General features: G+C 71.3%; 14 protein-coding genes. 8 read left to right on the top strand and 6 right to left on the bottom strand.

Features of this window, described 5'->3' with window-relative positions; genetic code table 11:
* Nucleotides 1-35: 35 nt before the first annotated feature.
* Genes KV102_RS05520 through KV102_RS05505 form a run of 4 tightly spaced genes read right to left on the bottom strand, consistent with a single transcriptional unit; the run spans nucleotide 36 to nucleotide 2,494 of the window.
* A complete protein-coding gene (locus KV102_RS05520; protein WP_220342392.1) occupies nucleotides 36-551 on the bottom strand; it encodes a low molecular weight protein-tyrosine-phosphatase in 516 nt (171 codons plus the stop codon).
* Between the two features lie 24 nt (nucleotides 552-575).
* Entirely contained in the window at nucleotides 576-953 is a 378-nt protein-coding gene (locus KV102_RS05515) for a phage holin family protein (RefSeq protein ID WP_220342391.1), read from the bottom strand.
* Between the two features lie 31 nt (nucleotides 954-984).
* Nucleotides 985-1,938, bottom strand: a complete 954-nt coding sequence (locus KV102_RS19520; RefSeq protein WP_220345536.1) for a DMT family transporter — start codon at nucleotides 1,936-1,938, stop codon at nucleotides 985-987.
* 40 nt (nucleotides 1,939-1,978) lie between these two features.
* Nucleotides 1,979-2,494, bottom strand: coding sequence for a hypothetical protein (locus tag KV102_RS05505; protein ID WP_220345535.1), 516 nt, complete (start codon nucleotides 2,492-2,494; stop codon nucleotides 1,979-1,981).
* Nucleotides 2,495-2,586: 92 nt separating this feature from the next.
* Here KV102_RS05505 and hisC point away from each other — a divergent pair, with 92 nt between their 5' ends.
* Nucleotides 2,587-3,672 carry a histidinol-phosphate transaminase gene (gene hisC / locus KV102_RS05500; RefSeq protein ID WP_220342388.1) on the top strand — a complete coding sequence of 362 codons (1,086 nt, stop codon included), beginning with the start codon at nucleotides 2,587-2,589 and terminating at the stop codon, nucleotides 3,670-3,672.
* Between the two features lie 25 nt (nucleotides 3,673-3,697).
* Here hisC and KV102_RS05495 read toward each other — a convergent pair whose 3' ends face one another.
* Nucleotides 3,698-5,017: an ATP-dependent 6-phosphofructokinase gene (locus KV102_RS05495; protein WP_220342387.1), complete on the bottom strand. Its 1,320-nt coding sequence runs from the start codon at nucleotides 5,015-5,017 to the stop codon at nucleotides 3,698-3,700.
* A gap of 191 nt (nucleotides 5,018-5,208) precedes the next feature.
* On the opposite strand from KV102_RS05495, the gene KV102_RS05490 reads away from it, so the two are divergent.
* The gene (locus tag KV102_RS05490) at nucleotides 5,209-5,829 is read left to right on the top strand and encodes a LysE family translocator (protein ID WP_220342386.1); all 621 of its coding nucleotides are present in this window, start codon (nucleotides 5,209-5,211) and stop codon (nucleotides 5,827-5,829) included.
* A gap of 83 nt (nucleotides 5,830-5,912) precedes the next feature.
* Nucleotides 5,913-6,260, top strand: coding sequence for a hypothetical protein (locus KV102_RS05485; RefSeq protein ID WP_220345534.1), 348 nt, complete (start codon nucleotides 5,913-5,915; stop codon nucleotides 6,258-6,260).
* A gap of 54 nt (nucleotides 6,261-6,314) precedes the next feature.
* On the opposite strand, the gene ligD is transcribed toward KV102_RS05485, so the two are convergent.
* Nucleotides 6,315-7,304, bottom strand: coding sequence for a non-homologous end-joining DNA ligase (ligD, locus tag KV102_RS05480; protein ID WP_220342384.1), 990 nt, complete (start codon nucleotides 7,302-7,304; stop codon nucleotides 6,315-6,317).
* 127 nt (nucleotides 7,305-7,431) lie between these two features.
* Between ligD and KV102_RS05475 the strand changes: the two genes are divergently transcribed.
* The 5 genes from KV102_RS05475 to KV102_RS05455 all read left to right on the top strand — a co-directional run bounded on the left by KV102_RS05475 (nucleotide 7,432) and on the right by KV102_RS05455 (nucleotide 13,702).
* Complete coding sequence (locus KV102_RS05475) at nucleotides 7,432-8,352, top strand: hypothetical protein (protein ID WP_220345533.1); 921 nt, start codon at nucleotides 7,432-7,434, stop codon at nucleotides 8,350-8,352.
* Nucleotides 8,353-8,575: 223 nt separating this feature from the next.
* Nucleotides 8,576-9,685, top strand: coding sequence for a pyruvate dehydrogenase (acetyl-transferring) E1 component subunit alpha (gene pdhA / locus KV102_RS05470; RefSeq protein ID WP_220345532.1), 1,110 nt, complete (start codon nucleotides 8,576-8,578; stop codon nucleotides 9,683-9,685).
* An 8-nt stretch (nucleotides 9,686-9,693) separates the two neighbouring features.
* Nucleotides 9,694-10,662 (top strand): alpha-ketoacid dehydrogenase subunit beta, encoded by a 969-nt coding sequence (locus tag KV102_RS05465; RefSeq protein ID WP_220342572.1) that lies wholly within the window; start codon nucleotides 9,694-9,696, stop codon nucleotides 10,660-10,662.
* Between the two features lie 5 nt (nucleotides 10,663-10,667).
* Nucleotides 10,668-12,062, top strand: coding sequence for a dihydrolipoamide acetyltransferase family protein (locus KV102_RS05460; protein ID WP_220345531.1), 1,395 nt, complete (start codon nucleotides 10,668-10,670; stop codon nucleotides 12,060-12,062).
* 125 nt (nucleotides 12,063-12,187) lie between these two features.
* Nucleotides 12,188-13,702, top strand: a complete 1,515-nt coding sequence (locus tag KV102_RS05455; RefSeq protein ID WP_220345530.1) for a hypothetical protein — start codon at nucleotides 12,188-12,190, stop codon at nucleotides 13,700-13,702.
* The last annotated feature ends 21 nt before the right edge of the window (nucleotides 13,703-13,723 follow it).

Genomic DNA, 13,723 nt, shown 5'->3' with positions numbered 1-13,723 from the left:
TGCTGACGCTACACACGGTCGGGCTCGCCTGCCCCTTATCTGGCAAGCTCCTCGACGAGCCTCGGAGCGCTGGCGACGATCGCGTCCGACGTCCGCTCGATCAGCCTGAGGACGTGCTCGAACCCGGAGGGACCTCCGTACCAGGGGTCGGGGACCTCGTCGTCGCCCGGCGTCGCCACGGGATCGTACGAGCGGAACATCTGGACCTTGCTGCGGTCGCGCGGCGTCCGGGCGAGGGCGCGCACGGCGTCGAAGTTGGACCCGTCCATGGTGAGGACCAGGTCGTGGTCGTCGAACCAGCGGCTGGTGATCTGCTGCGCACGGTGCCGGGTCGGGTCGTAGCCGTGCTCCTCGAGGATCGCGGCGGCACGGGGGTCCATCGGCTCGCCGCGGTGCCAGTCGCCGGTGCCGGCGGAGTCGACGTGCACCTCGTCGGCCAGACCCGCGTCGGCGAGCTTCTTCTCCAGCACGACGTCGGCCATCGGGGAGCGGCAGATGTTGCCGAGGCAGACGAGGGCGATGCGGAGCGGGTGCCCGGAGCCGGTGGTCATGGCTTCACGGTAGCGGTGCGGACTCTAGTCGGCGTCGACGAAGATGCGCAGCACCATGTTGACGAGCGAGATCACGATGGAGCCTCCCACCGCGACCCAGAAGCCGTCGACGTTGAACTCGACTGGCAGCGCGTCGGTCACCCAGGCGGTGAACCGCAGGAGCAACGCGTTGAGCACCAGGAGCAGGAGCCCCAGCGTCAGGACGATGAAGGGGATCGAGAGGAGCTTGAGGAGGCGTCCGACGGTCAGGTTGATGACCGTGAAGACGGCCGCGATGACCAGGAGGGTGCCGGCCTTCTCCCACCAGTCCTGCCCCGACTCGCCGATGCTGATCCCGGCGAAGATCCCGGCGGCGACCGCGATGGCCGCAGCGTTGCACAACCACGTCAGCACGAGCTTCATGCGCCCCATCCAACCAGATCGGGTCGCCTGATCAGCCCGCCACCTCGGGCACCGCAGGTGGCGGTACGGCGCGTGACGCCTGCGCGAGGACGATGCCCGCGACCACGAGAAGCCCGCCGACCACCTGCAGCGCGTCGAGCGACTCGCCGAACCACGCCCACCCGAGGGCCGCGGCTCCCACCGGCTCGAGGGTCGCCACCATCGTGACGACCGTGGCGGGGAGGTGCTGCAGCGCACTGAGCTCCATGAAGAACGGCGTGAGGGTGCCGAGGACGACCACCCAGCCGATCGCGAGCCACAGCGGGACCTCGTACGCGTCGAGCGCGCCGAGGAGGTTGGCCGAGCCGTCCAGGTCGGGCGACGTCCAGATCGGACGCACGACGTTCATGGCGATCGCGGCGAAGACGAACGCCCAGACGACGACCCGGATCGGGTCTGCCTCGCTCACTCCCTGCTCGCCCACGAGGAAGTAGGTGGCCAGGCACGCCGCTGCGGCGAGCCCGGCGAGCATGCCGAGCCCGTCGAACGCCAGGCCGCTCGCGATCTGCGCCACGAGCGCCAGACCGACCAGCGTCAGCGCGACGGCCAGCCACATCGTGCGTCGGACGTGCTGCCGCTGCACGAACCGCGCCCAGAGCACCACCAGGACGGGCGCGAGGTACTCGAGGAGCAGCGCCATGCCGACCGGGATGCGGTCGATCGCGATGTTGTACGTCCACTGCACGCTCGCGATCCCCACGACGCCGAGCAGCAGCAGGAGGGCGAGCTCGCGTCCTCGGGGCAGGCGCAGCGCGCTGCGGTCGGCGACGACGGCGAAGAGGACGAAGAGGAGCGCCGAGCCCGTGGTCCGGAACGTCGTCAGGAGGGCCGGGTCGATCCCTGCCCGCAGGACGACCCGGGAGACACCGGCGTTGAGGACGAAGAAGCAGGCCCCGCCGACGACGAGGGCGTAGCCGAGGCTCGGCCTGGACTGTGTGCGCGCCACGTCGGGATGCTCTCACGCGTGTGGCGCAGGCCCGCAGATGCTAGGCGGGCGCCGCCGGGGAGGTCCAGACGGTCCCTCGTCGGGAGTCGGTGGTGGACGTCAGGGCGCCGGTCTCCGTCTCGTGCGTCGTGACTCCCGCCTTCCGGGCGGCCTTCGCGACCCGGTCGCGGAAGTCGAGCCACGCCGAGCCGTCCGGAGCGCCGTCCCGGTCGGGCGCGGTGAGGGCCGCGAGCGCGATCTCTCCCGACGCGGTGCGTATCCACCCCGCGGAGGCGGCGTGCTCCTCGAAGCCGGTGAGGAGCGCCCACCGTCGTGGGCCGACGGGCTTGCTCATCGTCGCGGTCACGACCCCGTCGACGATCGCGTCCGCGGTGTCCGGGTCGGTCTCGAGCACGAGCCCGGTGGCCAGCCACTCGCGATGGGTCGCGGAGCGGCGCTCGCGGTCGCGCTGCCCGGCCCGGCCGCGGTCGCGCAGGAGGCCGTGACGGCGCCACCGCTCGAGGGCGACGATCACGACGAAGAGCGCCACGCCGGCGAGGAGGGTCGAGACGGGCACGGAGACACCTTCCTCGGGACGGAGCTGGCTGGCCGCAGCACGGTAGCACCGGGGCCCTGCCGCGACCCGGCTCCGCTGGCTAGGGTGCGGCCATGGGAGAACCCCGCATCAGACAAGCCCTCGACGGAGTGCCGGACTACCGTCCCGGCCGCCCGCCGACCACGACCGACGACCGTGTGCCGTACAAGCTGTCGAGCAACGAGAACCCGTACCCTCCGCTGCCGAGCGTCCTGGACGCGATCGACGACGCCGCCCGCCGGGTGAACCGTTATCCCGACATGGGTGCGGTGGGGCTGTACGCCGCGCTGGCACAGCACCACGCTGTCCCGACCACCGACCTTGCGGCGGCGACGGGATCCGTGGCCGTGCTCTACCACCTGCTGCAGGCGACGTGCGAGGCCGGCGACGAGGTGGTCTATGCGTGGCGGTCGTTCGAGGCCTACCCGATCGCGGTTCGGCTCGTCGGCGCCACCCCTGTCGAGGTGCCGCTCACGGCGGCCGCCGAGCACGACCTGGAGGCGATGCTCGCGGCGATCACGCCGCGCACGCGGGTCGTGATCGTGTGCACTCCGAACAACCCCACCGGGCCCGCCGTGGAGCCCGACGCTCTCGCGGCGTTCGTGGACGCGGTCCCCGACAACGTGCTGGTCGTCGTCGACGAGGCGTACGCCGAGTTCGTCCGGCGCGCGGGGGACTCCTCCGGCCCCGAGGCGCTCGAGCACTATCGCGCCCGGGACAACGTGGTCGTCCTGCGGACCTTCTCCAAGGCGTACGGGCTGGCGGGTCTGCGGGTCGGCTATGCGGTGGCGCCCGCCCGGATCGCCTCCGCGGTGCGCAAGGTGGCGCTCCCGTTCGGCGTCTCCGACGTGGCTCAGGCGGCCGCGGTCGCCTCCTTGGCGGCAGAGAAGGAGCTGTTCGAACGCGTCGACGCCATCGTTGCCGAGCGCGACCGGACGGTCGACGCGGCGCGGGCGGCCGGGTGGCCTGTGCCAGACACCCAGGCGAACTTCTTCTGGCTGCCGACCGGCGCGAGGACGCTCGAGGTCGCGGAGGCCTTCGGGCGCGACGGGCTTGCCGTGCGTCCGTTCGCCGGCGACGGCATGCGGATCACGATCGGGGAGCCCGGCGCGAACGACCGCGTGCTCGACGTGCTGCGCCGGCAGTCGGCCGGCAGCTAGACCGGCGTCCGTCCGGTCCGGCCCCTCAGCTCATGTCGAGGGGCTGGGCCGTCGACTCCAGGACGCTGAGCCACAGGTCGCCGTCGGGGGCCACCGAGTGCCGTCGCTCGATCACCAGGGGGATCGGGACGTGCACGAAGCGGTGGCGGCGGCGTCCGACGACCATGTCGGTGCGCCCGGACATCGCCGCGTGCACGGCGATCTGGGCGAGCCGCGCGCAGTAGACGGAGTCGGCGGCGTCGGCGGGGACCGCCCGGATGCCGTAGCCGGGATCGAGGTACTTCAGGGTCAACGGCTCGCCTCGGTCGTGGAAGTCCTTCTCGATGGCGGCGCGGACGACGGCCGCGATGTCGCCGAGGCGCCTGTTGCCGGACGCGTCCGACTTCCCGGTGGCGGGCATGAGCTCCTGGCCGGCGCCCTCCGCGAGCACGACGACGGCGCTGCCGTGGGCGCGGACCCGGCGGGCGAGGGTGCGCAGCAGCCCGTTCTCGCCGTCGAGGGCGAACGGCACCTCGGGGATGAGGACGAAGTCGGCGTCGTGGTTGGCGAGCGCGGCGTAGCACGCGATGAACCCTGCGTGGCGTCCCATCACCTTGACGAGTCCGACACCGTTGTAGGCCGACTCGGCCTCGACGTGGGCGGCGGTGATCGCCTTCGACGCCTCGGAGAAGGCGGTGGCGAACCCGAAGCTCTGGCCGATGTGGGGGATGTCGTTGTCGATGGTCTTCGGGATCCCGACCACGCCGATGGCGAGGCCCCGGCGCCCGATCTCCTCGACGATCTTGTGGGCGCCGTGCATCGAGCCGTCGCCGCCGATCACGATCAGCGCGTCGATCTCGAGCTCGACGAGGCGGTCGACGATGACGGAGGGGTCCTGGGCGCCACGGGAGGTCCCGAGGACGGTGCCGCCGCGCTTGTTGATGGACCCGACCAGCCCGGGGGTGAGAGAGACGGGTTCGAAGCCCAGCTGAGGGACGAGTCCGGCGTAGCCGTTCTGGAAGCCGGTGACCTGCGTGACGCCGTAGTGGGTGTAGAGCTCGAGCGTCACGGCGCGGATCACGTCGTTGAGACCGGGGCACAGCCCGCCGCAGGTGACGACCCCGACGTGCGTCGTGGCGGGATCATGGAAGATCCGGGCGCGGGGGCCTCCCGGTTCGAAGGAGGGCGACCGCTCGACCGGCTCCGCGCGCCGCTCGAGGAGGTCGATCGTGTCGTCGTAGAGGACGCGGTCACCCTCGGAGACGTAGTACTCGTTGGTCTGGCGGTCGGCGACGTAGGACGCGAGGGGGGAGTCGTACCGGCAGGGCCCGAGTGAGGAGACCTGGAGGTCGGCGAGGGTGATCACGTGTCGAGGGTAGGCAACGGCGACGCCGAGGCGGCGGTCCGGGTGCCGTCGCTCGGGTATTCACGCTGGCAAGTGACCTGCGTCATATCGCGAATAATTGCCTACCGACCGGGGCCTTAGATTGTGCATCCTGTTAGGCTGTAAGCCGATCAGCCAGTCACTCTGCCAATGATGTTGGTTCTCAGGAAAAAATGGATCCCTCCCTCCTCGTGGCCTTTGCCGGGCTGTGCCTTCTCTTGGCGCTGACCCCTGGGCCCGACACCTTCCTTGTCCTCCGCTTCAGCCTGGGCGGGACCCGCGCGGGCCTTGCTGCCGCCGCCGGCTCGTCCACCGGGTCGTTGCTCTGGGCGCTCGCGGTCGCCGCCGGTCTCGCGACGCTCCTGGAGCAGTCCGCCGAGGCGTTCCGTGCCGTGAAGATCGCCGGCGGGCTCTACCTGCTCTGGCTCGGCCTGCGGGCGCTGCTGCGGCGAGGGAAGGGACTCGGTGAGATCGAGGGTGCGTACGGCGTGCGCGCCGGCGCGGCGATGCGCGCCGGTCTGCTCTCCAACGTGCTCAACCCCAAGGTCGGGCTCTTCTTCATCGCTGTCGTCCCGCAGTTCCTCCCCGGCCACGACGCGACGCTCGGAGCGACCCTGCTCCTGGGGGTCATCTTCGCCGCGATCGGACTGGTCTACTTCGCCCTCATCGCCGTCGTCGCGGGGCGTGCCGTCGACTGGTTGCGTCGTCCGCGGGTGGAACAGGCCATCGACCGCGGGACGGCCGGGATCATCGCCACTCTGGGCGTCTCGACCCTCGTGTCCGCCACGCGCTGACCGTGTGAACGGGTCGGTCCCCTGTCACCAGGCGGCAGCTCACGAGCGAAGACAAGACCTTCCGGCCTGGCACGATGCTCGCCATGACAGAACCACAGCGCAAAGACGTCGGCGCGCAGTGGCGCTGGTGGGCCGGCAAGCTCGTCATGGCACCCGTCTTGGCTGCCGCCGCCGCAGCCTTGTACGTCGTCGGCGAAGACACTGCGACCGGGCTGTGCCTCCTCCTCGCCGCCGTCACCGTCGTCAACGCCATCACCAACAAGGTCACCTTCCAAGCCGGGGTCGCGCGCGGGCATGCGGCGACCCTCTACGCGCTCTCGCGAGACCCCGCCCTCGAGGACGACACCCTCACCACGACGATGGCAGGCATCCAGCCCTGGACCACCGACGACGACATCCGGGAGACCGTGGACCGGGTCACGCGCCCATGAGGGCCTCCGGCGGTGCTCGCAGCGGGTTGCTCGGCCAGGCGCTGACCGTCGCAGTCACGGGCCGATCGGGTGCGGCTCCTCGCGGACGACCTCTCGCGGGTCCTTGTCGTCGCGCAGCCCCTGGTAGCGCGGGTGGCGGAGCCGGCCCGCTCCCGTCCACTCGCTGAAGCCGATCTGCACGACGAGGCGGGGCTCCACCCAGTGTGTCTGCGCCGCCGCCGTCCGACTGGTCCTGCGGATCTCGTCGGCGGAGTCGGCGAACGGGTTGGTGGAGCGGGACAGCGGTGCGAGCAGGGAGCCCAGGTGGGCCAACGTCTTCTCGTCGAACCCCGTCCCGACCTTGCCGGCGTAGCGGAGGTCGTCGCCCTCGTAGTAGCCCAGCAGCAGCGCACCGAGGCCGCTGCGGGCGCCCTGTGGGTCGGTCCATCCGCCGACCACGAGCTCCTGCCCGCGCACCACCTTGAGCTTCAGCCAGTCGGGTGAGCGTCGTCCCGCCTGGTACGTCGAGGCGGCCCGCTTGGCCATCACCCCTTCCCACCCGACGCTCTCCGCGTGGTGGAACATCGCCGTCCCGGCGCCCGCCTGGTGCTCGCTGAAGCGGAGCGTCGGGGAGAACGTGTACGCGTCACGGAGCGCGTCCTTGCGGGTGGTGAGCGGCAGGCGCTGGAGGTCGTGCCCGTCGTAGCGGGGGAGGTCGAAGACGACGTAGGCGAGCGTGACGTGGGCCGAGGCGATCGCTCGCGCGTCAGTGACGTGCATCCGCTTCTGCAGGTCCTCGAAGCTGGTCTGGTCTCCTCGCATCGCGCACAGCTCGCCGTCGAGCACCCAGTCCGAGGCGGAGTCGAAGGGTCGAAGAGCCTCGATGATCTCGGGATAGCTGACGCTGACGTCGATCCGGTTGCGCGTCCACAGGCGCACCTCGCCACCCTCGCGGATCGCCATCAGGCGCTCGCCGTCCAGCTTCCGCTCGAACACCCACGCCGGGTCGTCGAAGCGTCGCGACGTGAGCGTGGCGAGCATCGGGGCGATCCAGATCGGTGGCACGGTCCGACCGTACGCCGGAGCGGGTTCCCACCCCGGCGCCTGTGCCTCTTGACGGTGGGCGCGAGGGGGGCCACGGTGGGCACCACCCCCTGGAACGTCGTTCCACATCCTTGGAGGATTCGTGCCCTTGAAGCGTGCCGCCCACCTCGCCCTGACTGCCGCCCTGACCGGGGGAATCCTGTCGGTCGTCCCGACGACCTCCGCCGCCGCTGCCCCCCCGCCCGCCGTCGCCCACTACTCGAGCGAGATCGTCAACGACGGCACCGACGTCTACTACCCCGCCGGTGCACAGGGCGAGCTCCCCGTCGCCCTGCTCATGCAGGGTGCGCAGGTCCACCGCATGCACTACGCGGCCTACGCGCGCGCCGTCGCCGCGTACGGCTTCGTGGTCGTCGTCCCCAACCACAAGCGTCTCGTCTTCTTCGACAGCGACTACTACCCGTCGCAGAAGATGCCGGCGCAGGCGATCGACTGGATGGCTGCGGAGAACGCCACGGCGTCGTCGCCGCTCGCCGGACGGATCGACACCGACACTCTCGTCCTGCTCGGGCACTCCTTCGGCGGCGCTGCTGCCCTCGGGGTCGCCGAGGAGTCCTGCGGGATCCCGTTCTGCACCACTCTCGGCTACTCCCTCCCCGACGAGGTGAAGGCTGCCTCGCTGTTCGGCACCAACAACAAGTCCCCGCTGCTCGGCTCGTCGGCGAGCATGGACAACCAGATCCCCGTGCAGCTCGTCCAGGGGACGGTCGACGGCGTGGCGCTGCCCGCCGACGCGGAGACCTCGTACACCAAGCTCGAGAACGGCCCGAAGCAGATCGTCCGGGTGGCCGGTGCCAACCACTACGGCATCACCGACACGCAGAACCCGGCAGGTGCCGACCCCGACGCGAGCGTGCAGCCGATCAGCCAGGCGGCGAGCATCGCGACGTCGGCACGCTGGGCCGCGACGTTCCTCAAGGCGCAGCTCGGCGACGGTGCGGCCGCCGACTACGTGTACTCCACCGGCGACGCCGCCGATCCGGGCGTGACGGTGACCAGCACACGGTGACCAGCACACGGTGACCCGCGCACGATGACCGGCGTCCGCCCCGCAGGGCCTGGAGGATGTGGAGGCACCCCCCGGGCCCTGCGGGCCGGTGCTAGCCTGGCTCCACGTGTGAGCCCGCTCACACCCCGTCGACAGCCTGCCCGGCTACCGTCCGGTTGGCGTTCGACGACTCACATCCGCCGGCCGCGGAGACCCCGAGGTCGCCGAACGCGAGGAGTGCCTCATGGCCGATCCTGTCGACCCTCCGCTCGTCCAGCTGCTCAGCCCTGAGGGCGAGCGCGTCGAGCACCCCGACTACCACTTCGACGGTGACGACGACACCATCGCGAGTCTCTACCGCGACCTCGTCCTCACCCGCCGGATCGACACCGAGGCCACCGCGCTCCAGCGTCACGGGGAGCTCGGCATCTGGGCCTCGCTCCTCGGGCAGGAAGCCGCACAGATCGGGTCCGGTCGAGCCCTCGCCCCGCAGGACTACGCGTTCCCGACCTACCGCGAGCACGGCGTCGCCTGGTGCCGCGAGGTCGATCCGATCGCGCTGCTGCGACTCTTCCGCGGCACCGACCAGGGCACCTGGGATCCCGACGAGCACAACTTCGGCCTCTACACGATCGTGATCGGCGCTCAGACGCTGCACGCCACGGGCTACGCGATGGGCATCCAGCGTGACGGTGCGGTCGGCACCGGCGAGCCCGGCCGCGACGCCGCCGTCGTCGCCTACTTCGGCGACGGCGCGACGAGCCAGGGCGACGTCAACGAGGCCTTCATCTACGCCGCGGTGATGAACGCGCCCGTCGTGTTCTTCTGCCAGAACAACCAGTGGGCCATCTCCGAACCCACGAGCCGGCAGACCCGCGTGCCGCTCTACCAGCGCGCCGCCGGGTTCGGCTTCCCGGGCGTACGCGTCGACGGCAACGACGTCCTCGCCGTGCACGCCGTCACCCAGGAAGCCCTCCAGCGCGCTCGTGAGGGCAGCGGACCGACCCTGATCGAGGCGTTCACCTACCGCATGGGTGCGCACACGACGACCGACGACCCCACGCGCTACCGCCTCTCGGACGAGGTCGAGCGGTGGAGGCTCCGCGACCCGCTCGAGCGGGTCCGCGCCTACCTGCGTCGCATCAACGCGGTCGACGACCAGTTCTTCAGCGACATCGAGGCAGAGGCCGACGCCCTCGGCGAGCGTTTGCGCGCCGACGTGCGCGCGCTGCCCGACCCCGACCCCGTGGACCTGTTCGCCAACGTGTTCGTCGAGCAGACCGCCGAGATCGCGGCCGAGCAGGAGGAGTTCCGCTCCTGGACGGAGACGTTCGAGACGGAGGTGGCCCGGTGAGCACGACGATGACGATGGCCAAGGCGCTGAACGCCGGCCTGCGGCACGCGATGGACGACGACGCCAAGGTCATCCTCATGGGTGAGGACATCGGCCGCCTCGGCGGCGTCTTCCGTATCACCGACGGCCTTCAGAAGGACTTCGGCGAGGACCGGGTGATGGACACCCCGCTCGCGGAGGCCGGCATCCTCGGGACGGCCGTGGGCCTCGCGCTGCGCGGATACCGACCGGTCGTGGAGATCCAGTTCGACGGTTTCGTCTATCCGGCGTACGACCAGATCGTCAGCCAGGTCGCCAAGTACCGCTACCGCTCCGGCGGGCGGGTGGTGATGCCGCTGGTGATCCGGATCCCGTTCGGCGGCGGCATCGGCGCGGTGGAGCACCACTCCGAGAGTCCCGAGGCGCAGTTCGCGCACACGCCGGGCCTCAAGGTGGTGGCGTGCTCCAACCCGCGTGACGCCTACTGGATGATCCAGCAGGCCGTCGCCGCGCCGGACCCGGTGGTGTTCCTCGAGCCCAAGCGGCTCTACCACTCGACGAAGGCCGAGATCGACCTCGACGTGGCGCCGCCCCCGCTGTTCTCCTCGCAGGTCGTCAGGTCCGGCACGTCGGCGACCGTCCTCGCGTACGGGCCGTCGGTCGCGGTCGCCATGGGTGCCGCCGAGGCCGGCATCGCCGACGGTCTCGACCTCGAGGTCATCGACCTGCGGACGCTGTCGCCGCTCGACATGGCGCCGGTCCACGCGTCGGTCCGCAAGACCGGGCGCGCCGTCGTCGTGCACGAGGCGCACCGCAACCTGGGCATGGGCGCGGAGCTGGCGGCGCGGATCACCGAGGAGTGCTTCTACTCGCTCGAGGCCCCGGTGCTGAGGGTCGGCGGGTTCGACACGCCGTACCCGCCGAGCCGCGTCGAGGAGACGTGGCTGCCAGACCTGGACCAGGTCCTGGACGCCGTCGACCGCAGCCTGGCGTGGTGAGGGCGGTGGCGACGAACGAGTACAAGCTGCCCGATCCCGGCGAGGGGCTGACCGAGGCCGAGATCGTCTCGTGGCACGTCGCGGTCGGAGACACGCTCAAGGTCAACGACATCGTCTGCGAGATCGAGACCGCCAAGTCCATCGTCGAGCTGCCCACCCCGTACGCGGGGACGGTCGCCGCTCTCCTGGTCGCCGAGGGTGACACCGTCGCCGTCGGCACCCCGATCATCGCGGTCTCCGACGGCGCCGACGAGCCTGTTGCGCCGCCCCCGGGGACGGCGGAGCCGCCTCCGGTCGAGGAGCGGGCGGAGACGGGGGCCGAGCTGCCACCGGAGGCGGAGGCTGCGCCGGTCGCGACCCTCGTCGGGTACGGCCCGCGCGAGCGTCACTCCGTACGCCGGCGCCGCCGCGGCACCGTTTCCTCGCCGGCACCGGCCCCGACAGCGGCAGCCGCACCGGCTCCCGCGGCTGCACCGGCTCCGGCAGCGGCGCTGCCCGCCGCGGTCCGGACCCTCGCGAAGCCCCCTGTCCGCAAGCTGGCCAAGGACCTCGGCGTCGACCTCCGCCAGGTGCCGCCCGGCGACGGCGGAGTGGTACGCCGTCCGGACGTGGAGGCCTACGCGCGCCAGATCTCGACGCCGACCGCACCTGGGTCAGCCGCCCCGACCGTCGTCGCCGCGGCGACCGCATCCGGCGGTGGCGACCGGGAGACCCGCATCCCCATGAAGGGGGTGCGCAAGGCCACCGCGGAGGCGATGGTCGCCTCGGCGTTCACGGCACCCCACGTCACCGAATGGCTGACGGTCGACGTCACACGCTCGATGGAGCTGCTGGAGCGCATGCGCTCCGATCGCGCGCTGTCGGAGGTCAAGCTGTCGCCGCTCCTGCTCGTGGTCCGCGCGGTGTGCCTCGCGCTGCGACGCACGCCAGAGATGAACGCGTCGTTCGACAGCGAGCGGCAGGAGGTCGTGCTCAAGCACGACGTCAACCTCGGTATCGCCGCGGCCACTCCGCGCGGTCTGCTCGTCCCGGTCGTGCGTGACGCCGACCGCCGCTCGATGCCCGACCTCGCCGCCGAGATCGGAGACGTCGTCCGGACGGCACGCGACGGCAAGACGCAACCGTCCGACCTTGCAGGAGGGACGTTCAGCATCACCAACGTCGGCGTCTTCGGGGTCGACGCCGGCACGCCCATCCTGGTGCCCGGTCAGACGGGGATCCTTGCCGTCGGGGCGATCAACCGCCGCCCCTGGGTGGTCGACGACGACATCGTGGCGCGGTGGGTGACGACCCTCGCGGTGTCGTTCGACCACCGGGTCGTCGACGGTGAACAGGGCTCGCGATTCCTCGCCGACGTCGGTCGGCTGCTGGAGGATCCCGCGAGCGCACTCGCCCTCTGAGAGTGACCCGCGGCGTCTGAGCCGTGGCGCATCGGTTCCGGAGCCGATGCGCTGCGGCATGTCGGAAATGCGCCAAATTCTCAGAACCCGTCCACTCAGACCCTCCGGGTCGTTACGTTCGCGTGATGACCGCTGCCGGGGGAAGGGGTGATCCGGTGACAGGCGAGTCGCGGGAGATCAGCGCCTACGAACGCGTGGGATGGCTCCTGCGCCAATGGCGGCTGATGTCGGCAGACACTGATCTGCGCAAGCTCCAGCCGTACGCCGAGGAGCTCGCGCGGCACGGCCACCGGGCCGACGCCTCGCGGGTCAGCAGGTGGGAGTCGGGGCGCCTGCGGGTCCCCGAAGCCGTCCTGCGGTCGTACGAGGAGATCCTCGGTCTGCCGCGAGCCGGCCTCGCAGCGACCTGCGAAGGCCTGGCGCGGTCGTGGGGTGCGCGGCCTCCCGCTCGCAGCGTCGACGTCTCCGGTGCCCGGCTCGACGAGGCCTTCGCCACCGTCCAGGGGCCGGTCGTCGAGGGTGTCGACTGGTTCGAGTGGGCGGGGTGCGTCGCCGCGTCGGACCCGTTCGACGACCCCTACCTGAGCGCCCTCGACCCCCTCCTCTGTCGACTGGTCAGCGAGGCGTCGCGTGCCAACGGCCTGGCACTCGTGACCCGCTACGAGGCGCTCCGCCGCCTGATCGAGGCGCCGCTGCACCAGCCGCGCGTCATGCGCGCGGTGGGTGCCCAGGTGATCGAGCCGCGCGCCCAGGCCACTCTCGTCCCCGTCCTCCTCATCGCCGACGTCCGCGCGGAGAAGGCGGTCAACACCCTCATCTCGCTGCTCACGCAGCCGTCGGCCCAGCTCCAGCTCGGTGCCACCTGGGGATTGCACCGCAAGCTCGTCCGTCACGAGGTCACGCCGTCCTCGATGGCGGCTCTGGAGGCGCAGCTGGCCCACATGCTCTTCGACGGGGCCAGCGAGACCTCGTTGCACAGGATCGTGCCGCTGCTGGAGGTGCTTCCCGTCCAGACCGCCGACCGGCTCCGACGCCTCCGGCCGCAGCTCTTCCCGTCGCGTCCGCGCGCGCTCTCCAACTCGGCGACCAGTCGCGCCACGATGCTCGCGACCGCGGTCCGGGGTGCGACGGCGCGGATCGAGTCGTTCACCGGGCGGGAGGTCGACCCCGTCGGTCGCACGATCGTCGAGGACGCCTACAGCGCGACGAGCCACGACGTGCGCCACCAGTCCGCCCTGGTGCTGTCGCGCAGCCCGTACGCCGCCGCGCTGGGGGAGGTGCTGATCGAGCAGACCCAGCCCAACCGGTGCTTCGAGGGAGCGCCGGGTGTGCTGCCGTACGTCGTCGGCAAGGCCGAGCGGGACGCCTTGATCAACCGTCTGAGCCTGAGCGGCGCCGACGTCCGCCAGACTCTCATCGCCCTCGCCCACGTGCCGGGAGGTCCCGTGCCCAGCGTCGCCGACCTGCTCGGCCATGCCGACCTGAGCGTCGCGCACGCGGCGTTGTACACGGCCGGGATGCAGCGCGACCCGATCCTCGAACGGGTCAGCAAGGACCGCCGGCGCTCGTCGGCGATGCGCCACGGTGCCCAGTGGTGGCTGGACCACGGCGGACGGGTCGACGACGTCCGGGTGAGGTGACGCCGTAGGGCTCCTGTCGGA

This window comes from Mumia sp. zg.B53, assembly GCF_019550935.1.
Classification (GTDB): Bacteria; Actinomycetota; Actinomycetes; order Propionibacteriales; family Nocardioidaceae; genus Mumia.
The sequence above is the reverse complement of the archived record's forward strand: the minus strand, read 5'-3'. Positions and strand labels throughout refer to the sequence as shown.